Genomic DNA, 20266 nt, shown 5'->3' on the forward strand with positions numbered 1-20266 from the left:
GCATATGCTCGGCCGGTCAGGCTGTTTACGCCTGGCCGGCCGAACATATTAAGGTTTATCTTTGAGCAACAGGGCGCACTAACGGCGTTACACGCCTGATCGTTACGCGGCGGTTCTCCTGTTCCGCCGATTGCGTGCGAATTTTCAAAAACCGTTCGCCATAGCCTTGCGTTACGAGGTTTTCTGCCGGGATATCGTAGACTTCCGTAAGCAGGCTTGCCACGGATTCCGCGCGCCGGTCCGAGAGTACAAGATTTGACCGATCCGAGCCGACGGCATCTGTATGACCTTCGATGAAGAAGGTTTCACCCGGATCCTTGGCGAGCACTTTTTGCATTGCATTCGCCACTTTGCGCAAGGTTTTGGCCTGAGACAACGAAACCTCTGCACTGCCGGTCGCAAAATGGATCGTGTCGAGATCGATACGGCGGACCTTGTCACGTAAGCGAGCGGAGTGGCGAACCTCATCAATTGTGTAGACGCGCTCGACACGCTCGACAGGCGGCAAGGCGAGGAAATCATAGAAGTCGCGTTCAGGGTCCGCTGCCACATCAATGATATAGTCATTGACAGGAATGGTCAGCCGCATCGGAGGCAGATCATATCCAACGTCGAAGATCGCAGCGCGCGGATTGTCATCATATTCTGGCGCATAGATCATCAGATATTCATTTCCATCACGGTCGATACGCGAGCGCTGTAAAATATCGCCATAACGGTCATAAACAGTCACGATCTCATAGCCGCCGGGGCGAACGATGGTTTCGCGCAGACGGCCACGCGGCAACTCATCATAGTAAGTGCTTTCTGCGTCACGACGCAGGCGAGGGCGATCATCGCCACGAACAAAAATGCGGTCGCCTGTCTCCAGAATGACGCGGTTATCAACCTGTTCGACAATCTTCACATTCGTCACATTGTTGACCGTGTTGTTGTTAATGACGGTATTATTTATAACCGTGTTGTTGACGATGTTGGTGGTGTCCGGAACCACGAAAGCTGGTGCATCCTTGATACGCGTGCCTTCTTCTTTGAGATTAGCCTCGATTTTTTGTGGCAGGGCGGCTTTCACCTCCGCAGGAATTTCAACCTGAGCCGCGGCATCATCCGTGGGCGGTGGTGCTTTTTGTTCGTCGGCAGCACGTTGTTGTTCACGTTGTTTACGGCGCTCTTCTCGAGACTGATTGCCCCCGGAATTGTCAGCATCCTTGTCACTATCAAGAATGGCAGCTCCGTTTTCGACGGGCAGAACGACAGTTTCATCTGTGCTGGCAGGGTCTTTCGCGATTTCCTGCTTCTGCTCGGTTGTTCGTTCGTCGATAATTTCAGCCTTGGGCTCTGGCGCCGGATTATTTGCAGGCTGCTGCGCTTCTTGCTCGGGTTGTGGCTGTGGCTGATCCGGCTGTTCTGCTGGAACGGGTTCAACATCCTGAGGCTTTTCATCGGGAGCGGGTGATTGTGGTTCAGGCTGCTCGGGCTGGACCTGAGGGACAGCTGGCTCTTCCGGCTGCTTTACCGGTTCCTGATCAGTCGGGGCCGCAGGGACCTCTTCAGACTGAGCGGGTTCTGATTGCTGATCCGGATTTTCCTTTGGTCTGGACTGCTTCGCAGCCTCATTGGCTTGCTTTTTGGCTTCGTCCTCGATTGCCTTTTGCTGCTCGGCACTTTTCTGCTGTTCGGCTGCATCACGCTGTGCCTGCTCGGACGCACGCTTTTGTTCTTCCGCCTGCCGATCAGCTTCTTCCTGAGCCGCTTTCTGCTGCTGTTCTGCTACGCGTCTGGCTTCCTCTTCAGCTGCTTTCTGTTGCTCAGCAGCCTGTCGCGCAGCGTCTTCGGCTTCTTTTTGACGTGCTTCTTCTTCGATTGCATTCTGCTGATCGACTTTGCGTTGTTGTTCTGCGGCCTCGCGCTCCGCCTGTTCAGCTGCACGTTGCTGCTCGGCTGCCTGACGGTCGGCTTCTTCCTGTGCCGCACGCTGCTGTTCTTCGGCTATCCGTCGGTTTTCCTCTTCGGCGGCGCGCTGTTGTTCTGCAGCTTGGCGGCGGGATTCCTCTGCTTCCCGTTCCATTTCCTCCGCCTGTTGTTGGCGGAGCGATTGATCGTCGGAAGGCTGTTCACCGCTATCCTGCGCGAGGATGATTGGCGCTCCAGACGTTTCTGCTTGAACCGGCTGCATCATGATGGTTGCTGAAAATGCCGGCAAAACAACGGTTGCTAAAAGCTTGGAACGAATACTCATTATCCCTCTCCTTAGGAAGGCAGAAACTGCACGCCCTGTTTCATCAAATCCTGATCAAACACGACGTTTGATGCCGCCATCATTATTTGCTGATTTAGAGCAAAGTCAGGCGACATCACGAATTCGTTAGCTAAAAGTTTATGAACCTTTGCTGAACATGAGTGTGCTCATATGTTTTGAAATACATTAATCATAAAATTATGAAATACCGATTAGTTTGGAACAAAGCACTCGGTTGGACGGTTTTAATGGCAATCAACATGAGGCGGGAGGTTTGATGGGGGGAAGGAAAAGTGGACGCCAAATCGGTTTTTTTAACCGTCACTTTGATTATTCTCGTCAATGGCGGCATGCTGAGCGCAATCAATCGTGATTTTCCGGTCGCGCTGAGACCTGCTGCCATGAGTTAGATGTGGGCAACGCTGTTCGTTGCACTGGGATGTGCCACCTTTGCGGTTGGCAAAATCGTGCCGCCCAGCGTTACGGTGACAGTGGCGAACGCCTGTCTTTTTGCAGGCGTATGCCTGTACTATACGGCAATCAGGCAGTTTCATAATCTGAAAGACACCCTGTTTCCTTGGGTTCTTTTCATTTTGGCGATGATGCCTTTTACGTATTTTGTGATTTTCTCGCCAAACACACTGGCGCGTATCGTGATTGTTTCCATTGTCTGGATATGGTTGATGGCCGCGAGCATTCGCATCCTTGCCAGCCGTCGTTACAGAGATGGATCGCGCAGCCGTGTGATGCTGCTTTCACTGTACATAGCTGCTTTAAGTGCTACCGCAGCACGGGCACTTTTTTACCTGGGCGTAAGCCCCAGTGCAGTGTTAGATATTACAAATAATTCCAACTGGATGAACTCGGTCACGCCACTGTTTCTTGCAATTCTCCCTATTATTGGAACTACCACTTTTATACTCATGTGCACGGATCAAGTACGGCGTCGTTGGGAGCGTGCTGCCTCTAATGATTATCTGACAGGGCCCCCAATCGCTGGACATTGAATGAAGTTGGTAGCGAAAGATTTAAAACCACCAGCGATCGAGAAACTCACCACGCGGTGGCAGTTCTTGATATCGATAATTTCAAGCTGATCAACGACAGTCATGGTCACGATGTTGGTGACAAAGTACTCAAACATGTCGCTTTTCAACTGCAGGATTCGATGGAGCAGGGGGATTTTGTTGCGCGCTCTGGTGGGGAAGAGTTTGTGATTATCTCCGGTGAGGCCAACAGCGAATTGGCCACAACGGCCACGGAGGCGATCCGAAAAAAATAGAACGCGATGTCTTCGCCATCGGAGATGTAAAAATAAAAGTGACTGTATCGATTGGTGTGGCTAAGCAGAAGAATACATCGTCGACATTCGATAGTATTTTGCGCAAAGCTGATATGGCGCTTTATGAAGCGAAATCGCAGGGCAAAAACTGCGTTGAAACAGCTTCTTCCTAGTTTTAGTGAAGATGTTCACGCCAGAATTTGTGTAACTGAACGCGTTGCCGAAATCATCATGGGGACAAATTGCCTTATCAGCGTGTCTTCATTGTAGCGCAGGTTCGAAGCTGCAAGGACTGCAGCTGCAGTTGTGTGTCCATCGGGTAAATAAATGGGTGCAGCCAATGCAATATCGTTGGTGTAAACCTGCTCTTCTGCGATAGCAAATCCGCGTTGGCGTGTTTCGTAAATGCGTCGCCAGATTTTCTCCGGATCAAAAACCGTTTTGGGCGTATAGGCTCGTAAGTCGCTGCGCGCCAGAATGTCGTGGATTTGGGCGTCATCAAGACCAGCCAGAAAGACCAATCCCGCCGCTGAGCAATATGCCGGTAGCCTGCTACCAACAATGACGTCATTATCAAGCGTGTTTGATGACAGATAACGTGCAAGATAAATGATATCCGTATCGTCGAGCAAGGTGAGAGAAATCGTTTCTCCGGTGCTGCGATTGAGATGAAGCAGATAGGGGTGAGCTCTCTGCACGAGTAAGCTCGAGCGTGTGTATCGGTAGGCCATATTCAAAGACTTGGCCGCCAGCTCGTATGTTTTACTGCCTGGCACTTTCTGTAAGTAGCCGAGATTGAGCAATGTATGTGCAAAACGCTGGGCTGCTGAACGGTCGATGCCAGCTCGTTGGGCCAATTGCGTCAAAGTCTGGCGAGAATGAAGAGGGTCGAAAGTTTCAAGAACACGAAAAGCTTTTTCAACCGCTCTGACCATCATAGGGTCATCATGTTCTTCATCGCTTTTTGCCATTTCAAGCCTATCCTCTGCCTTTGACATGGCATTCCCGATACCATTCATCTAGTCAATAATTATTATTTGTTCTCAGATAGCTAAAGAATTTTCCATTTGCCCAAAGATCGAAAGCCGACAATTCTGCAATGGAAAGGAAAAAGTGCCGAGTCCCGGCACCTTTCCAGATTTTTTAGAAGCGAATGCCTTCCGGCAGAGCTGACGTATCCATGCCTGCATCTTTGAAACCTTCAAGGAGCAGTGGAACAATAGTCTGGTTTGCGCGGTTTTCGTCGGCCCATTTCTGGAGGAACTCCTGAACGCGGCCATCTTCATCCTTGCGTGTAGCCGCTGAAACAGGGATGCCGTGTACAGGTTCTGGGACAGTGTAGCTTGAGAAGACACCACGGGCGCTTTCAAAGGTCTTTATACAGATCGGCAGTTCCTGAAGCATGTAATCAGCGCGGCCAGATTGTACGGCCATGATCGCTTCGCTCATTTCTTTGAGACTCATGATTTTAGCATCTGGCATATCCTGCTTGATGAACGCAGTCTGTGCAGCACCCGTCACCATAGCGAAGGTAACATTGGGGGAGTTATACTCTGCCCATGTCGCCTTTGGTTCTTTGCCCTTGGCGCCAATAACGCAATCCGACATCTGCCAGACGGGTCCTGCCATGGCCAAAGCCTTTTTGCGCTCTTCAGTTGCGGTCATGCCTGGGAAAATATCAAGACGACCGGACTGCAGGTCGAGAACAATGCTCTGCCATGTCACTTCACGCCATTTCAGCTTGAGTTCTTTACCCATGGCTTTGCCGAGATCCGCTGCCATTTTCCGGCAGACCCGCGGGCCGTAGCCAGCATATTCAAGTTCACCTCCCACGTGAAACGATGTCGGTGGATAATTTCTCACGCCGCCGCACACAACTTCACCGGTACGTTCGATCTTGTCCCATACCGATTCAGCCATTGCTGGCGCACTCATTGTGATACTCGCACAAGCCAAAAGCGCAGCTGCAACCATCTTCATCATATCTTATTCCCTTCAAGTGCCCTTCTCTGGAGAGCTTTAAATTGCCCGGCTACACCTTGTCTCTTTCTAATTATCTACGACAAGTGAAAAATCGTTATGGGGTACTAAGTCAGGAATTTAAATTGTAATTTTCCATATTATTAACAAATAAGCTCTCATATCAATTAAAAATAATCGGAATACGATTAAAATATAATAATTTGAGTGAAAAAGCTTTTCTTCGACTTCGAATCAAGCTAGCTGCGAAAAAAAGGCCACCTGATCCGGATTCAGCACGGCCGCAAAAATGGGAGTACATTCGGATGTACCAATTTGACTGGTCCGTAATTCAGGACGGACAATTGTGGCTCAATGCTATTGGTGTGACGGTGGCTTATGCCTTTGTTACGTCAGTGGCTGGTCTTCTCATCGGTGTCGTATTAGGTCTCGCCCTGGTATCGCGTATGCCGGTTCTGACCTGGATCATCAATGCCTACATACATCTTTTCCGCTGCACGCCACTGCTCGTGCAGATTGTATGGTTCTTCTATGCGCTGCCAATGCTCACTGGATATACGTTGCCAGATTGGTTTGCCGCCGGGTTGGGCCTGACGCTCTATATGGGCGCTTTCGCAGCAGAAATTTTCCGGGCCGGTGTGATCTCTATCGATCGCGGCCAATGGGAAGCATCAACCGTATTGGGCTTCTCCTATTATACAAAGATGCGCCACATTATTCTGCCCCAGGCAACGCGACGCATGATCCCGCCAATTGTCAGTCAGACAATCCTCCAGCTGAAGAACACATCGCTTCTTTCGGTAGTTGCAGTGCCTGATCTTATGTATGCGGCCGGCAGTCTGACCATGGAGACTTACAGGCCGCTTGAGGTCTACACCTTTGCAGCATTGCTTTATCTGGCGATCCTCACTCCCGTGACGTTGATTGCGAACCGTTTCGAAATCAAACATTGAGGATCGTGCGATGATCAAAGTCAAAAGCCTGCGCAAAACATTTGGTACGCATGAAGTCCTCAAAGGGATTGATTTGTCGGTTGATCGTGGGGACGTGGCCGTTCTTATCGGACCTTCGGGCTGCGGGAAATCTACATTGCTTCGTTGTCTCGATTTGCTCGAGCAGCCAACAGAAGGTCTCATTGAGATTGCGGGCAAAAGTCTGGACTTTCACCCAAAGAGCAAGTTCTCAGAGCGGGTAAAAGCAGATTTTCGCGCTAAAACCGGTATGGTTTTTCAAGGGTTTCATCTTTTCCCCCACATGACTGTTCTGCAGAATGTCATGTCGGGACCACTGCTTAACAAGCTGAAGACGAAGCCTCAGGCGCAAGAGTTGGCCATGAAACTCCTTCAGCGAGTTGGGTTGGCAGATAAAATCGGCCTTTACCCACATCAGATTTCCGGCGGGCAGGCGCAGCGAGTGGCTATTGCACGTGCATTAGCCCTGGAACCTGAAGTCATGTTGTTTGACGAACCAACATCGGCGCTCGATCCAGAGCTTGTTGGTGAGGTGCTTGACGTGATGCAGGGATTGGCTGCTGACGGAACAACAATGATCGTCGTCACACATGAAATGAGCTTTGCGCGCAACGTCGCTTCAAAAGTCATCTTCATGGAAGGCGGGCATGTTGTCGAGACCGGAGCACCGCAAGAGGTGTTGCGTCAACCTAAAACTGAACGCCTGAAGAGCTTCCTTTCCAAGGTCGAGCATTAGAGCGCGTTTCGATCTGATTGAATCAGATCGGCGCTCTAACCTTATATTCTAACGCGCATCTTGCCCGAAAACCGGTTCACACTTTTCGGGATGCGCTCTGATCAAAATACCAGACAGAAGCGGATAGTCGACAATGAAGCATTATGATCTGCAGGGAATGTATCCCGCAATTCCGACGCCATTGACCGAAGATGGACAGCCCGATGTTGCAAAGCTGGAAAACCTTATTGAGGCTAATCTGGCTGGCGGCGCAAAGGGTCTTGCGCCCGTCGGAGGCACAGGTGAATTCACAGCTCTTTCCGCCAATGTGCGGATCGAAGTTGTCCGGGAAACCGTCCGCATTGTGAATGGTCGCGTTCCGGTTGTTGCCGGTGTTGTTTCGCCCGGCTGGGCGGAAGCTGTAGATCATGGCAAGGCGTTTAAGGAAGCAGGTGCGGATGCTCTGCTACTCGTAACCCCGTTTTACGTCATTCCGAGCCAGCAGGGCGTCATCGACTATTTCCGCGCGTATCGGAAGACCGTCGATTTGCCACTGGTCTATTATGATGTGCCAGCGCGGACCAGTTTTGTAACTGCGGTCGATACGCTGAAAGCTCTGGGAGAAGACGGTACGATCATCGGTGCAAAGATTTGCAACACCGATGCCTATTACTTTAATCGGTTATCTGCCGCCATTGGTGATCGCATTGCGCTGTTGTCCGGCGACGACATGATGTACGCCATTCACATCATGCATGGTGCCAAGGGCGGGATTCTTGCCAGCGCGCCTATGCTGCCTGCCTACTGGACACAGATCCACGATAAGCTTGCAGACGGAAATTATGCCGATGGAATCGCTCTGCATCGCAAGCTCCTCCCAACATTCGCAGCTCTGTTTAATGAAGTTAATCCCGGTCCGCTAAAAGCCATGATGGCTCAGTTGGGGTTGCCAGTGGGGCCTGTTTCTTTGCCTTTGAAGGCACCGAATGACACAACCCAGGCGCTCATACTCAAAGCTATTGACGGTCTGCGCGCCGAAGGGATCGTATAGGCTATGGCAGGCGGGGCGGGATTTCTGGACTTTTCAGAAGCGCGGGAACAAGCAAAAGCCTTTCTCCCCCGCGCTTTGTTTGAATATATTGATCGAGGAACGGAAGCTGAAACAGCCCTCGTGGCACTTCATGACGGCTTCGCTACGCGCCGCGTTGTTCCAAACGTTCTGCGTCCGGTCTCCGCCCCGGATCTGTCGGCTCAATATCTTGGGAGCACGCATAGCTGTCCGTTTGTGATTGCTCCTACAGCTCTGGCTGGCATGGTTCGCTACGACGGTGAAGTTCTCATGGCGCGTGCGGCAAAAGCAGCCGGGCTGCCTTTTGTCGTCGCAACGCAGTCATCGACCAGTATCGAGCAGATTGCCGCAGGTGCGCCCAACAGTGATTTATGGTTCCAGCTCTATGTTTGGCGTGATCGGTCCGAAACCTGGAAACTGCTTGAACGTGCAAAAGCATGTGGTGTTGATACTCTGGTGTTGACCGTCGATACACCAGCATCACCCAAGAAAGTCCACAACCGGCGCAACGGTTTTGGAGTGCCACTACAGTTTTCAGCGACGCTGGCAGTGGACCTGATGCTTCATCCGCATTGGACACTTGGCGTCATGGGGCGATATCTGTTGCGGCAGGGTTTCCCTTCTTACGCGCACTATCCGGGTGATGTTGCCAAAGCTGTAACAGATTCCATCCGCGATCCGCGTTTCGCTCTCGACACAGTACTTGATCGAGACTTCGTCAAGGAGCTTCGTCAACGATGGCCGTACAAACTTCTGATTAAAGGGGTTTTGTCTGCAGATGACGCAATCGAGATATTCGATCTGGGTTGTGATGGCGTTGTGGTGTCGGCGCATGGGGGCCGCAATCTCGATAGTGCCGTTTTGCCAATAGATGTGTTGCCAAGGATACGGGATGCTGTTGGGCCCCATAAAACGCTTCTGGCAGATAGTGGTGTAAGGCGCGGCTCAGACGCAGCAAAGCTGCTGGCCGCGGGGGCTGATGGCGTGTTTCTCGGGCGCGCACCACTCTACGGCCTGGGAGCAGGGGGAGCCGATGGCGTCGTGGATATGATTGAGCAGTTAAGGGACGAACTCCGCTTGTTTCTCGGCTTTGCAGGTGCCCAGAATGTCGCCGCACTCCGTCAATCGGAATGGATCGGCTGATCGTCACTTTTTCGAAAATACGCTGTTTGAATTCATAGGTAATAAAATGTTGTCCAAGTCCAGCTCCAATGAAGCTTTCCTGAACGACCTTCGTCAGGCAGTTGGTAGCCAATACGTACTGACGGATGGTCACGATAAAGAGCCTTTCCTGACAGACTGGCGTGGCTATAAAACCGGACAGGCAATTGCGGTTGTTCTACCCGCAACGACTGAGCAGGTTGCGACCGTCATGCGGATAGCGAACGAGCACAGCAGCATGATTGTTCCACAAGGTGGGAACACAGGATTGTGTCAGGGCGCAGTGCCTCTCGGGCGGGATCGTACCATTGTTTTGGGTCTGCGCCGACTGGATGCGGTGCGCGATATCGATAAAGCGTCGAATGTAATTGTGGTTGAAGCCGGACTAACGCTGACTGCGGCTCATGACGCCGCAGCCACGGTCGATCGTCGCATTCCGTTGCATCTTGGCAGCGAAGGCAGTGCACAGATCGGTGGCCTTGCATCGACCAATGCCGGGGGAACCGGCGCTCTTCGCTATGGTCCCATTCGTGAGCTGGTTTGTGGCATCGAAGTTGTTCTGCCGGACGGTCGCATATTGAGCGATTTGAAAGCATTACGTAAAAACAACACGGGTTATGACTTAAAGAACCTTTTTATTGGTGCCGAAGGCACGTTGGGAATTATCACAGCGGCGGCTTTGCGTTTGCAGCCCATGCTACGGTCATCTGGGCATGCCTGGATTGCTTTACCAAATCTGGATGCTGCGGTGACCATCCTGATGGGTTTGCAGGATCGCTTCGACACTGCAGTACAAGCCGCTGAGTTGTTGTCCGGTAATCAGGTTGATCTGGTTATGCAACATATTCCGCGCGCTCGGCATCCGCTTGAAAGCCGTCCGGAATGGTCATTGCTGGTCGAACTTGGTAGTACAGATGCTGCGGCAGAACTTCATGTGGCTCTTGAAGAATGGCTGGCAGAGCAATTTGAGGCAGGATTGGTTGAAGACGCCTTTATTGCTCAAAGCGAAGCACATGCTGCTGATATCTGGCACTTGAGGCATTCAGTATCAGAAGCCAACAAACTTCATGGGCATAGTTTGTCGCATGATATTGCCGTGCGTCCAGCCCTCGTACCAAAGATGATTGAACGTGCTACGGCTGCAGTTCATGCAATTTATCCCGAAGCAACGATCCTGATTGTGTCTCATATCGGAGATGGAAATATCCACTTCATTGCGCATTTCACCCATGATGAATGGGCCGGGTTTGCTGACCCTGCAGAAGTAACATCCGATGTTATGAAACACGTTCATGACGTTGTTGACGAACTTGGTGGTACGTTTTCTGCGGAGCACGGTATTGGACGAAAATTGGTCACAGAACTCGCTACGCGTTCGGACCCGGTTCGTATGGAGCTGATGCGATCATTTCGTCGTGTGTTGGATCCGAGCGGCCGAATGAATCCGGGCAGTGTCTTCGCAGAATAATGCGGATGCCGCGAGAAGTGTGAATGGTTTCGAAGGCGCGCCTTAGCGGGAGAGCCTGTTTTCATCGTCAATCAAGGTGAGGCGGGAAGGGGACGATGAACCCCACCGCCATAAAACGAGATTGAGATCATCCTGGCTGGCGCCCTTTGCAAAACTACGAACCAGCAAGCCGCTGTAACCATCTGCAATCAAACGTCTTGCAAAAATCTGCGTTGCGGCTTGGCCTTTCAATCGCATTTGCTCCCGCCAGCCATCATGCCCAAGCATTGCAGCGTCCAGTCCCATTGCCTTTAATGCAATATCATCCCTGCAATCGAATATGGTTTCGATCTCCGCATCATAAGATACGATTGTCGTTGGTTGCAGGTTACCGGCCTGGTTTGCTTCGCGAAGTGCCGTCATGATGCTCAGAGACGCGTAAATCGCGGGAACGCCTTTGGGATTGAAGCGTCCGCCATAAAGCTCGGCGCCCCGCCCGGAAAGAGGTTCCCGGGCAAAGACGGGATTCAAAGCCCGATAAAGTTTATCTCGATAGCGGATTGACACGGTTAGGCATAAACCCCGGCGTCGATCGCATCAATATAATCGAGCACTGCGCTGGCTCGGCCATTGAGCACGAGTTGCATCGCAGTCTGACCCGAAAAGCCAGCCAGCGGCTCCGAACGATACCAGGCATAAGCCATAAGCGCTGAACCAAAACGCGGTTCGACCTTGTTCAAAATCTCGACCATCTCGCGTAGCCGCTTTTGCGTTTTGTCAGATTGCACGCGATCTTTGCGCTGTACTGCGTCACGTCCCAATCCTGCGGAACGGGCGACTTCATCGCTCGTTGTGCGCAGCGCATCAGCAATTTTTCGCGGTGCGAACAGACCGTTATCTGAATATTGTGTGAGACCCATGATGTTGCCTCCATATCCGTGAAGCCATTAATTATGACGTAATATAGCGTCATTTTGAGCGGCATTCAAGGCTTGCACAGATCCTAACTTAACTCGCGATCAATATCGCGTCTTAGAACGATTGCGGTTGTGAGATCTTCCACAATGTCATGTCCTGCTATCAAGTCGCGCACTCGATTAAGGCCGTCAATTGAGCCGGTCTCCAGTTCGACGATCAGATCAAGCTGCCCGCTCACGGATGATACGCGACGCACCTCCGGGTGACGTGCCAGTATATCCAGCAGATCATGTGCTGGGGTCCGTCGCAGATTGATCAAAAAGGCCGCACGAATAACATTTGCGTCGATTTCGCCGATATCCGCACGGTATCCTCTTATGACTCCGCTGCGCTCAAGATTTGTGACGCGTTCACTCGTGGCACTACGCGACAACCCAATACGCCCTGCCAGCGTTTTCAACGCAATACGCGCCTCTTTCGACAGGATTGCCAGTATTTCACGATCTTTCGCATCAAGTTCGCGCATCTTTACCCTATTCACATGGCCGGACATATGTCGGTCTATTCCGACAAAGTGCCGGTTATCCCGACAGGATACTTGATGCCCGAAAATCCTTTGCATGCCAAGCTGCGGGTAAGAAATGTAACCTGGAAAAATACTGACTATGACCGATCTCTCCCATCCCGCTCCCCAGTTTTCAGCCATTGATGCCGAAAGGCTTGCCAAGGAAGTTTTTGGTGTAAGCGCAAGCGCATCTGAGCTTGATAGTGAGCGCGATTGTAATTTCCGCCTGAAAACTGGAACGGAATCCGACTGGATTCTAAAGATCGTCAACGCCAGCGAACCGAAAGTCGAGAGCGAATTCCAGACGGCTCTGCTGAATCACCTGTCCAATGCGAAATCCAAATTGGCGGTGCCGCATCTCAAACCAAGTCTTGCCGGTGATGTACTTGCTTCAACCGTTGCTGGCGGTGGAGAAAAACATGCACTGCGCCTGGTTGGCTGGCTACCGGGAACACCGCTTGCACAGGTTACCAGAACATTCGACTTGATGCGTAATCTCGGCCGCTCATTGGGCGAGCTCGATCATGCTTTGCAAGGCTTCATTCATCCGGGCGCGCTCCGCGATCTGGATTGGGACCTCCGTTATGCAGGCCGCGCGCGTACACGCCTGCATTTCATAGACGATGCCGACAAAAGAGCATTGCTTGATCGGTTCATCGCTCGCTTTGAAACCCTTGTTGAGCCCAAACTTGCGGGTTTGCGCGCGCAGGTCATTCATAATGATGCGAATGACTGGAATGTTCTGGTCGACAACACAGACCATGAAAAGATTGCAGGCCTTATCGACTTTGGTGATGCCGTTCACACTGTACTGATCGCGGAAGTGGCTATCGCCTGTGCTTATTCCGCGCTGGACACGGACGATCCAATTGGTGCCGCTGCGGCACTCGCATCGGGTTTTCATGAAAAATACCCGCTCAAGGCAGAAGAAATTGATCTTCTGTTCGACCTTGTTGCCATGCGGCTTGTGACAAGCGTTACGATTTCTGCCTCGCGTCGTGAGAAGACAGGCGATAATCCTTATCTCGCCATTAGCGAAGCACCAGCGTGGCGTCTTTTGGAAAAGATGGACGCAATGAATTCACGTTTTGCGACAGCCATTTTGCGCAAAGCGTGCGGATTTGACGCCATAGATGGCGCAGGCGCTATCCGCAAATGGATATCTGACAATGCCAGGACATTTGCTCCAATCGTGCGTCCCGCGCCCGCGACCATGACCAAAGCGATTGTCCCGTATGGCGACGCATCCCATTTTATGACAGTCGCATCCGCTGAACAGCGTGCAACAGAGGCCACGCAATGGTGGGACGACTTCTGTGCCCGGAATAACGTTGATCTTGGCATTGGTTCCTGGGGCGAGAAGCGAACTGTCTATACCGATAAGGCTTTTGAATCGCGCTTCATTGATGGACAGCGCCGCATCCATCACCTCGGTGTGGATTTGTTCATGCCAGCAGGTACTCCGCTTTACACACCACTGGCGGCAACCGTCATAAGCGTTGAAATCGAACACGAGCCGCTTGGATATGGCGGTCTGGTCAAGCTGGAACACCGCCCTGAAGGCTGTCCGCCATTCGTGACGCTTTGGGGGCATATGGCGCATGAGGCACTGGAACGTCTGAAGCCTGGTCAGGAGCTGCAGGCTGGTGATCTCGTCGGTCATATGGGCGGTATTCATGAGAATGGCGGATGGACGCCGCATCTGCATTTCGAAATGACGGCAGACGTCAATCTCACAGCAACCGAGATTCTGGGTGTGGGCGAAGCCGCATATCTGGACGTGTGGGCGGATTTATTCCCGGATGTGGCTGAACTGGCAGGTATTCCACCAGAAACCTTCCATCAGGATGGTCGCACACGGGCGGAAATTGTCGAAAAACGCAAAGAAATCCTGCTGCCCAACCTGTCTATTTCCTATTCCGAACCGATAAAATTTGTACGCGGAGAAGGCGCCTGGCTTATCGACAATTACGGGCGGGCGTATCTCGATTGCTTTAACAATGTTTGTCACATAGGCCACGCTCATCCCGAGGTGGTTGAAGCCATCGCCCGGCAAGCAGCATTGTTGAACACCAACACACGCTATCTGCACGATAATATCGTTGAATATGCCGAACGGCTTACCGCGACATTGCCAGAAGGCCTAACCGTTGCATCATTTGCTTGCTCAGGCAGCGAGGCAAACAGCTTGGCGTTGCGAATGGCGCGCAATCATACTGGTCGCGACGAAGCAATCGTGCTTGACTGGGCTTATCATGGGACAACGCAGGAACTCATCGATCTCAGCCCTTATAAGTATAAGCGCAAAGGTGGCAAGGGTCGCCCTGCGCATGTCTTTGAAGGCATCATTCCTGACAGCTATCATGCTCCGGAAGATTGGCCTGTTGAAGAGCACGCCAAGCGCTTTGCCAGCAACATTGCCGAGCATATTGACACCATGCGCAGCCAGGGCCGGGCACCTGCATATTTCCTGGCTGAATCCATTCCAAGTGTTGCCGGTCAGGTATTTCTGCCGGAAGGCTATCTCAAAGAAGTCTACGCTATGGTTCGTGCGGCGGGCGGCATATGTATCGCCGATGAAGTGCAAGTCGGCTTTGGTCGCGTAGGCAGCCACTGGTGGGCTTTCGAGTTGCAGGATGTTGTCCCTGACATCGTCACTATGGGCAAACCCATTGGTAACGGTCATCCAATGTCTGCGGTTGTCACAACGCGGGAAGTGGCAGACAGCTTTAACAATGGCATGGAATATTTCAACACCTTCGGTGGCAATCCGGTTTCCTGTGCCGCAGGCCTCGCAGTGCTCAATGTGATCGAAAGAGATGGCCTGCGTAAGAATGCGCTTGATGTCGGTAACTACCTTATTGCTGGCTTTCGCGAAATGCAGACGCGTTTTGACATTATCGGCGATGTTCGTGGTGAAGGTTTATTCCTGGGGATTGAACTGGTTACAGATCGTAAGACGAAAGCACCCGCAACTGCTCTGGCAAAACGTATCAATGATGGCGCAAGACAACGCGGTATTCTGATGGGTACAGAAGGGCCACATGATAATGTACTGAAGATGCGCCCATCGATGGTTTTCAGTCGTGACAATGCAGATCATCTGCTCAGCGTCCTGAACGATAGCTTTGTAGCTGCTCTGCGGTAAGAGCAGCCGAAAGGCTTGATCTGAAGGCCGTATTCTCGCCGGACAATCCGGGCGAGAATACGGCCTTTTGTTTCGCTTACTCACTTTCGGTGTCCACTCAGGAAGTGACTTGAGCTCCGATAATCATCGTCAAAGCGTCCATGCGAGACGCCGACAATATGCCGGTAGATTCCGGCAATGTGTCGGGCGCGCAGACATATTGCAGGATGCTTGCGAACTGAGCCTGTGCCAAGCTCCTAAATGAAGGTTAGTGGCAAACCATAACCCTAAAACAAAAAGACAAATCCAGAGGAAACGGAAAGTCATGAGTTCCAAATTGAAGAGCCTCATTGCAATCGCAGCTGTTGCGATTACTGCAAGTTTTTCGAACGTGCCAGCGCAAGCTGACGAGCTGGAAAAGCTCAAAGAAACGGGTGAGATGCGCATTGCGATGAGCGGTCAGTATCCACCGTTCAGCTTCACAAACGAGAAAAACGAAGTGGTTGGTTTTGACGCATCGATTGGCGCCGAAATTGCGGACCGCATGGGCATGAAGCCAAAGATCGTTACCACGCCGTTCGATGGTATTATCGCGGGTCTTCTTGCAAAGAAATACGATGCAGTTGTTGCATCCATGACGATCACACCAGAGCGTGAAAAGGCCGTAGACTTTGTCGGTCCTTACTACCACGCAGGCCGCACAATCGTTGTAAAAGACAGCTCATCCATTCAGAAACTAGAAGAACTGAACGGCAAGACCGTTGGTGTCACAATGGGTGACGCGCATGAAAAATGGGCAAAAGCGCAGGGCGATTTGACCGTTCGTACGTATAAGGGCTTGCCTGAAATGCTGATCGATCTGGAAGCAGGTCGTATCGATGCGCTCGTCATGGATAGCATCCCGGTCATGATTGCTGTGAAGGAAACGGGCCAAAAGGTTCGTATTCTGGATACACCAAACATCGAAGGTGGCCGCGTTGCCCTCGGTATTGCAATCCGTAAAAACAATCCGGAACTGAAAGCTGCAATGCAGAAGACCCTCGACGATATGCTCGCTGATGGTGGTTACGAAAAGATCTCGATGCTGTGGATCGGTAGCGACATTCGCTAATCGATTTTAAATCCGGCCCGGTTTTTCCGGGCCGGTTCACATGACTTTCCGGAGTATCTTTATGGATCTTGCGTTAATGCAGCGCGTCCTCCCATTCTTCCTGGAAGCTGCATGGGTCACTGTGCAGATTTCTGTGCTTGCTCTTCTGCTGGGATTCGTCGTTGCAGGCCTGTTGGTGATCGGTCGCCTCTCAAACATTGCGATCTTGCGTTTTTTGTCCGGGGCATATGTCAGCGTATTTCGCGGTACACCCTGTCTGGTGCAATTGTTCGTCCTGTACTTCGGTGGCCCCCAGATAGGCCTGGAACTGGAGCCGTATTCAGCAGGCGTCATCGGTCTGGGGTTGAACATTGGCGCTTACATGGCTGAGTCCATTCGTGGTGCGATTGCCAGTGTGGACCGCGGACAAACGGAGGCCGCTCGCTCAATAGGTTTCGATCGTGAAAGAACGTTACGTTTGATCATTCTGCCGCAAGCTGCGCGTCTCATGATCCGACCACTGGGCGTCAATGCCGTCGCACTCGTTAAAGGGTCGGCACTGGTTTCAACAATTTCGGTCGTGGAACTGACTTATACAGCGCAGCGCTTTATCAGCTCGACATACAAGCCTTTCGAGATTTTTGCAGTCGCTGCTGTGCTTTACATGATCATTGTTTATGTCGTCGTCATGATTGTCGATCTGCTCGACAAGCGCTTTGCGCCGCGTTGAGGGAGGACAAATTATGCCAACACTCGATTTCAGTATCGTTGTTCCTTATTACGACCTCCTGTTGGTTGGACTTTGGTGGACCTTTGTTTTAGCCGTTGCATCCAGTGTTCTCAGCTTTGCCTTCGGTATTCTGTTCGCTCTGATTGTGCTTTACGCGCCATCCATACTTGCATATCCGGTGCGCTTCTTCATGTGGCTTTTCATGGGAACGCCCTTATTGTTGCAGCTCTACCTCATCTATTATGGGCTTGTGCAAATCGGTATCGATATACCGGCACTTTTTGCGGGCATTATCGGTCTCAGCCTGCATTTCGCGGTCTACAATGCGGATGTCATTCGTGCGGGTATCGTTTCTGTCGATCCCGGACAGACAGAAGGTGCACGATCCATCGGTTTGAGCCGGGGACAGGCGCTACGTTATGTGATCGTACCACAGGCAATCCGGAGCACCATTCCTCCCATCGGAAACAACATGATTGTCTTGCTCAAGGACACGTCGCTTGTCTCAATTATCGGGATTGCCGAGCTGGTCAATAGCGCGCAGATCGCTATCAGCGAAACCTATAGTCCTTTTGAATTTTATCTTACTGCAGCTGCACTCTACTATCTGGTGAACCTCGTTATGGAAGCAGGGCTGCGACATATTGAAAGAAAAGTGGAGGTCACGCGATGAGCACGCTGAAGCCAATGGTTGAAGTTAAAGGTGCCCGCAAAGCCTATGGCGCACTGGAGGTTCTAAAAGGCATCGATCTTTCTGTATCCCGTGGACAAATCATTGCAATTATAGGTCCCAGCGGCTCAGGAAAGAGTACGCTTCTGCGCTCGATCAATCATCTTGAGACCTTGAATGGCGGCGAAGTCTGGCTTGACGGTATGCAAGTCAATCAGCCACTCAAAGGGCAGGCCTTTGAAAAGCATATAAACTCCGTGCGTCAGCAAATGGGTATGGTGTTCCAGCATTTTAATCTGTTTCCACATCTGACTGTTCTTGAGAACATTACGCTCGGTCCGATTAAATTGAAGAACATGAGTAAGCCGCAAGCGCGTGAGCTGGCACTGGAGCTGCTTGCCAAAGTTGGATTGGCTAATAAGGCGGATGTCTATCCGTCGCGTCTGTCGGGTGGACAAAAACAGCGTGTTGCTATTGCGCGCGCGTTGGCCATGCAGCCCAAGGTGATGCTGTTTGATGAAGCAACATCGGCACTTGACCCGGAACTGGTTGATGAGGTCAATCTCGTCATGAAACAGCTTGCTGCAGAGCACATGACAATGCTGATCGTCACGCACGAAATGCGTTTTGCTGGTGAAGTTGCAGACAAGATCCTGTTTATGGATGGCGGGGTGGTCGTTGAAGAGGGTGCCCCCGATGAACTCCTGCGTAATCCTCAGCAGGAGCGAACGCGTACATTCCTGAAAAACTATCTGGCAGGCTAAATCTTTAACTCCACCAGACACCGTGAGATAATCAGGCTCCGAAGTGCGGATCAAAAACCGGCGCTTCGGGGCTTATTGCTTTATGACGGTCTCATTTGTTGCGATGCAACACGGTTGCATTGCGAGCTTGCTCTGATTTTATTCTGCGTGCTGCAGTATGACAGAGGGTCGCGGTTATTTTGATCAGCTCGCTGCAAGGGTGAAAACTGCATGAAACCAGAAAACTGAAGGCCGACCGGGGTGCAACCCGGCCGGCCTTCATACTCGTTCTATTTGTCTATTTAAGCTGCAAGTGCCTCGTCAGCTGTCGTTGGCACTTCAGAAATGGTCTTAAGAACCTGAGAGGCGATCTGGTAAGGGCAGCCCTGTGAGTTAGGGCGGCGATCTTCCAGATAGCCTTTATAACCATTCTGCACAAATGAATGTGGTACACGGATCGACGCTCCGCGATCAGCAATACCATAGGAGAACTTGTTCCAAGGTGCCGTTTCGTGCTTGCCGGTCAGGCGCATATGGTTGTCAGGACCATAGACGTCGATATGATCCTGCAAGTTTTTGTCAAACTGAGCCATCAGAGCTTCGAAATAGGCTTTTCCGCCCACTTCGCGCATGAATTTGGTCGAGAAGTTGCAATGCATTCCCGAGCCATTCCAGTCGGTGTCGCCGAGCGGTTTGCAGTGGAACTCGATATCGATAGAATACTGTTCGCAAAGACGCAGAAGTAGGTAACGAGCGATCCAGATCTGGTCTGCAGCGCTCCTTGAGCCTTTACCGAAAACCTGGAATTCCCACTGACCCTTGGCCACTTCAGCATTAATGCCTTCGTGATTGATCCCTGCAGCAAGGCAGAGGTCAAGATGCTCTTCTACAATCTTGCGCGCGATCGAGCCGATGTTTTTGTAGCCGACGCCGGTATAATAAGGACCCTGTGGTGCAGGGAAGCCTTGTTCGGGGAAACCAAGCGGACGACCATTTTCGTAGAAGAAATATTCCTGCTCAAAACCAAACCATGCGTCTTCATCGTCAAGAACAGTCGCACGGCTGTTCGATGGATGAGGCGTCACGCCATCAGGCATCATGACTTCGCACATAACGAGTGCGCCGTTGGTGCGCGCCGGATCAGGATAAATTGCAACAGGCTTCAATACGCAATCCGAGCTGCGGCCTTCCGCCTGCATCGTGGAAGAACCATCAAAGCCCCAGTAAGGAAGCTGATCAAGGGTTGGAAATGTTTCGAATTCCTTGATCTGGGTTTTACCACGCAGGTTCGGGGTAGGGGTGTAGCCATCCAACCAGATATATTCGAGCTTATATTTTGTCATCGCCTAGTCTCTTTTGTTCTGCGTATTAAACCAATTCCCAACATTGCGGCCTACTTGTCATATGTCCGTCAATGCGTTTGATTTAACAGAAGCAAGTGTCATGCCAGATGGAGAAAACGCGAGATAAGGCGTGCTTAGGTTCAGATGATTGCGGTTGGGAGGTGCTGGGGATTGCGCTAAGCGCAATCCAGCGGTTCAATACCTGGCAATTCATTG

The 20266-nt window shown here is 51.5% G+C and carries 20 protein-coding genes; 13 read left to right on the forward strand and 7 right to left on the reverse strand.

Features of this window, described 5'->3' with window-relative positions; all coding sequences use genetic code 11:
- Positions 1-55: 55 nt before the first annotated feature.
- Entirely contained in the window at positions 56-2239 is a 2184-nt protein-coding gene (locus tag ACSME1_RS23105) for an OmpA family protein (protein ID WP_435655586.1), read from the reverse strand.
- Positions 2240-2649: 410 nt separating this feature from the next.
- Here ACSME1_RS23105 and ACSME1_RS23110 point away from each other — a divergent pair, with 410 nt between their 5' ends.
- The 3 genes from ACSME1_RS23110 to ACSME1_RS23120 are packed head-to-tail and all read left to right on the forward strand — an operon-like array spanning position 2650 to position 3694.
- Positions 2650-3246, forward strand: a complete 597-nt coding sequence (locus ACSME1_RS23110; protein ID WP_435655587.1) for a hypothetical protein — start codon at positions 2650-2652, stop codon at positions 3244-3246.
- On the forward strand, positions 3243-3521 hold the full coding sequence (locus tag ACSME1_RS23115) for a GGDEF domain-containing protein (RefSeq protein WP_435655588.1): 279 nt from the start codon (positions 3243-3245) through the stop codon (positions 3519-3521). The genes ACSME1_RS23110 and ACSME1_RS23115 overlap by 4 nt, the downstream gene beginning before the upstream one ends.
- 17 nt (positions 3522-3538) lie before the next feature.
- Positions 3539-3694, forward strand: a complete 156-nt coding sequence (locus tag ACSME1_RS23120; RefSeq protein ID WP_435655797.1) for a diguanylate cyclase — start codon at positions 3539-3541, stop codon at positions 3692-3694.
- 15 nt (positions 3695-3709) lie between these two features.
- Here the strand turns inward: ACSME1_RS23120 and ACSME1_RS23125 are convergent, their stop codons facing one another.
- Both ACSME1_RS23125 and ACSME1_RS23130 read right to left on the reverse strand, forming a co-directional pair.
- Positions 3710-4492 carry an IclR family transcriptional regulator gene (locus ACSME1_RS23125; protein ID WP_036567869.1) on the reverse strand — a complete coding sequence of 261 codons (783 nt, stop codon included), beginning with the start codon at positions 4490-4492 and terminating at the stop codon, positions 3710-3712.
- Positions 4493-4664: 172 nt separating this feature from the next.
- Positions 4665-5504 (reverse strand): transporter substrate-binding domain-containing protein, encoded by an 840-nt coding sequence (locus tag ACSME1_RS23130; protein WP_024899117.1) that lies wholly within the window; start codon positions 5502-5504, stop codon positions 4665-4667.
- A gap of 302 nt (positions 5505-5806) precedes the next feature.
- On the opposite strand from ACSME1_RS23130, the gene ACSME1_RS23135 reads away from it, so the two are divergent.
- The 5 genes from ACSME1_RS23135 to ACSME1_RS23155 all read left to right on the forward strand — a co-directional run bounded on the left by ACSME1_RS23135 (position 5807) and on the right by ACSME1_RS23155 (position 10885).
- Positions 5807-6454: an amino acid ABC transporter permease gene (locus ACSME1_RS23135; protein WP_435655589.1), complete on the forward strand. Its 648-nt coding sequence runs from the start codon at positions 5807-5809 to the stop codon at positions 6452-6454.
- Between the two features lie 10 nt (positions 6455-6464).
- The gene (locus ACSME1_RS23140; protein ID WP_435655590.1) at positions 6465-7208 is read left to right on the forward strand and encodes an amino acid ABC transporter ATP-binding protein; all 744 of its coding nucleotides are present in this window, start codon (positions 6465-6467) and stop codon (positions 7206-7208) included.
- Between the two features lie 133 nt (positions 7209-7341).
- Entirely contained in the window at positions 7342-8238 is an 897-nt protein-coding gene (locus ACSME1_RS23145) for a dihydrodipicolinate synthase family protein (RefSeq protein WP_435655591.1), read from the forward strand.
- A gap of 3 nt (positions 8239-8241) precedes the next feature.
- Positions 8242-9399 carry an alpha-hydroxy acid oxidase gene (locus ACSME1_RS23150; RefSeq protein WP_435655592.1) on the forward strand — a complete coding sequence of 386 codons (1158 nt, stop codon included), beginning with the start codon at positions 8242-8244 and terminating at the stop codon, positions 9397-9399.
- A 46-nt stretch (positions 9400-9445) separates the two neighbouring features.
- Entirely contained in the window at positions 9446-10885 is a 1440-nt protein-coding gene (locus ACSME1_RS23155; RefSeq protein ID WP_435655593.1) for an FAD-binding oxidoreductase, read from the forward strand.
- Between the two features lie 42 nt (positions 10886-10927).
- On the opposite strand, the gene ACSME1_RS23160 is transcribed toward ACSME1_RS23155, so the two are convergent.
- The 3 genes from ACSME1_RS23160 to ACSME1_RS23170 form a co-directional block, all read right to left on the reverse strand.
- Entirely contained in the window at positions 10928-11425 is a 498-nt protein-coding gene (locus tag ACSME1_RS23160; RefSeq protein WP_435655798.1) for an RES family NAD+ phosphorylase, read from the reverse strand.
- Between the two features lie 8 nt (positions 11426-11433).
- A complete protein-coding gene (locus ACSME1_RS23165) occupies positions 11434-11784 on the reverse strand; it encodes an MbcA/ParS/Xre antitoxin family protein (protein WP_024899124.1) in 351 nt (116 codons plus the stop codon).
- An 83-nt stretch (positions 11785-11867) separates the two neighbouring features.
- Positions 11868-12308 carry an Lrp/AsnC family transcriptional regulator gene (locus ACSME1_RS23170; protein ID WP_024899125.1) on the reverse strand — a complete coding sequence of 147 codons (441 nt, stop codon included), beginning with the start codon at positions 12306-12308 and terminating at the stop codon, positions 11868-11870.
- A 139-nt stretch (positions 12309-12447) separates the two neighbouring features.
- Between ACSME1_RS23170 and ACSME1_RS23175 the strand changes: the two genes are divergently transcribed.
- The 5 genes from ACSME1_RS23175 to ACSME1_RS23195 all read left to right on the forward strand — a co-directional run bounded on the left by ACSME1_RS23175 (position 12448) and on the right by ACSME1_RS23195 (position 18728).
- A complete protein-coding gene (locus tag ACSME1_RS23175) occupies positions 12448-15495 on the forward strand; it encodes an aminotransferase class III-fold pyridoxal phosphate-dependent enzyme (protein WP_435655594.1) in 3048 nt (1015 codons plus the stop codon).
- Between the two features lie 304 nt (positions 15496-15799).
- The gene (locus tag ACSME1_RS23180) at positions 15800-16585 is read left to right on the forward strand and encodes an ABC transporter substrate-binding protein (RefSeq protein ID WP_435655595.1); all 786 of its coding nucleotides are present in this window, start codon (positions 15800-15802) and stop codon (positions 16583-16585) included.
- A 61-nt stretch (positions 16586-16646) separates the two neighbouring features.
- The gene (locus ACSME1_RS23185; RefSeq protein ID WP_024899129.1) at positions 16647-17294 is read left to right on the forward strand and encodes an amino acid ABC transporter permease; all 648 of its coding nucleotides are present in this window, start codon (positions 16647-16649) and stop codon (positions 17292-17294) included.
- Positions 17295-17307: 13 nt separating this feature from the next.
- A complete protein-coding gene (locus tag ACSME1_RS23190; RefSeq protein WP_105535090.1) occupies positions 17308-17967 on the forward strand; it encodes an amino acid ABC transporter permease in 660 nt (219 codons plus the stop codon).
- Positions 17964-18728 (forward strand): amino acid ABC transporter ATP-binding protein, encoded by a 765-nt coding sequence (locus ACSME1_RS23195; protein ID WP_105535091.1) that lies wholly within the window; start codon positions 17964-17966, stop codon positions 18726-18728. Before ACSME1_RS23190 ends, ACSME1_RS23195 begins: the two co-directional genes overlap by 4 nt.
- 281 nt (positions 18729-19009) lie before the next feature.
- Here the strand turns inward: ACSME1_RS23195 and ACSME1_RS23200 are convergent, their stop codons facing one another.
- Positions 19010-20050, reverse strand: a complete 1041-nt coding sequence (locus ACSME1_RS23200) for a glutamine synthetase beta-grasp domain-containing protein (protein WP_435655596.1) — start codon at positions 20048-20050, stop codon at positions 19010-19012.
- Positions 20051-20266: the final 216 nt, after the last annotated feature.

The sequence above is a fragment of the Brucella pituitosa genome (assembly GCF_965577835.1).
Classification (GTDB): Bacteria; Pseudomonadota; Alphaproteobacteria; order Rhizobiales; family Rhizobiaceae; genus Brucella; species Brucella pituitosa.

Coding starts and splice junctions, on each gene's coding strand:
- ACSME1_RS23195 (WP_105535091.1), top strand. CDS start 17,964: ATGAGCACGCTGAAGCCAATGGTTGAAGTTAAAGGTGCCCGCAAAGCC.
- ACSME1_RS23175 (WP_435655594.1), top strand. CDS start 12,448: ATGACCGATCTCTCCCATCCCGCTCCCCAGTTTTCAGCCATTGATGCC.
- ACSME1_RS23170 (WP_024899125.1), bottom strand. CDS start 12,308: ATGCGCGAACTTGATGCGAAAGATCGTGAAATACTGGCAATCCTGTCG.
- ACSME1_RS23180 (WP_435655595.1), top strand. CDS start 15,800: ATGAGTTCCAAATTGAAGAGCCTCATTGCAATCGCAGCTGTTGCGATT.
- ACSME1_RS23155 (WP_435655593.1), top strand. CDS start 9,446: ATGTTGTCCAAGTCCAGCTCCAATGAAGCTTTCCTGAACGACCTTCGT.
- ACSME1_RS23140 (WP_435655590.1), top strand. CDS start 6,465: ATGATCAAAGTCAAAAGCCTGCGCAAAACATTTGGTACGCATGAAGTC.
- ACSME1_RS23145 (WP_435655591.1), top strand. CDS start 7,342: ATGAAGCATTATGATCTGCAGGGAATGTATCCCGCAATTCCGACGCCA.
- ACSME1_RS23165 (WP_024899124.1), bottom strand. CDS start 11,784: ATGGGTCTCACACAATATTCAGATAACGGTCTGTTCGCACCGCGAAAA.
- ACSME1_RS23150 (WP_435655592.1), top strand. CDS start 8,242: ATGGCAGGCGGGGCGGGATTTCTGGACTTTTCAGAAGCGCGGGAACAA.
- ACSME1_RS23185 (WP_024899129.1), top strand. CDS start 16,647: ATGGATCTTGCGTTAATGCAGCGCGTCCTCCCATTCTTCCTGGAAGCT.
- ACSME1_RS23200 (WP_435655596.1), bottom strand. CDS start 20,050: ATGACAAAATATAAGCTCGAATATATCTGGTTGGATGGCTACACCCCT.
- ACSME1_RS23105 (WP_435655586.1), bottom strand. CDS start 2,239: ATGAGTATTCGTTCCAAGCTTTTAGCAACCGTTGTTTTGCCGGCATTT.
- ACSME1_RS23130 (WP_024899117.1), bottom strand. CDS start 5,504: ATGATGAAGATGGTTGCAGCTGCGCTTTTGGCTTGTGCGAGTATCACA.
- ACSME1_RS23190 (WP_105535090.1), top strand. CDS start 17,308: ATGCCAACACTCGATTTCAGTATCGTTGTTCCTTATTACGACCTCCTG.
- ACSME1_RS23135 (WP_435655589.1), top strand. CDS start 5,807: ATGTACCAATTTGACTGGTCCGTAATTCAGGACGGACAATTGTGGCTC.
- ACSME1_RS23125 (WP_036567869.1), bottom strand. CDS start 4,492: ATGGCAAAAAGCGATGAAGAACATGATGACCCTATGATGGTCAGAGCG.
- ACSME1_RS23110 (WP_435655587.1), top strand. CDS start 2,650: ATGTGGGCAACGCTGTTCGTTGCACTGGGATGTGCCACCTTTGCGGTT.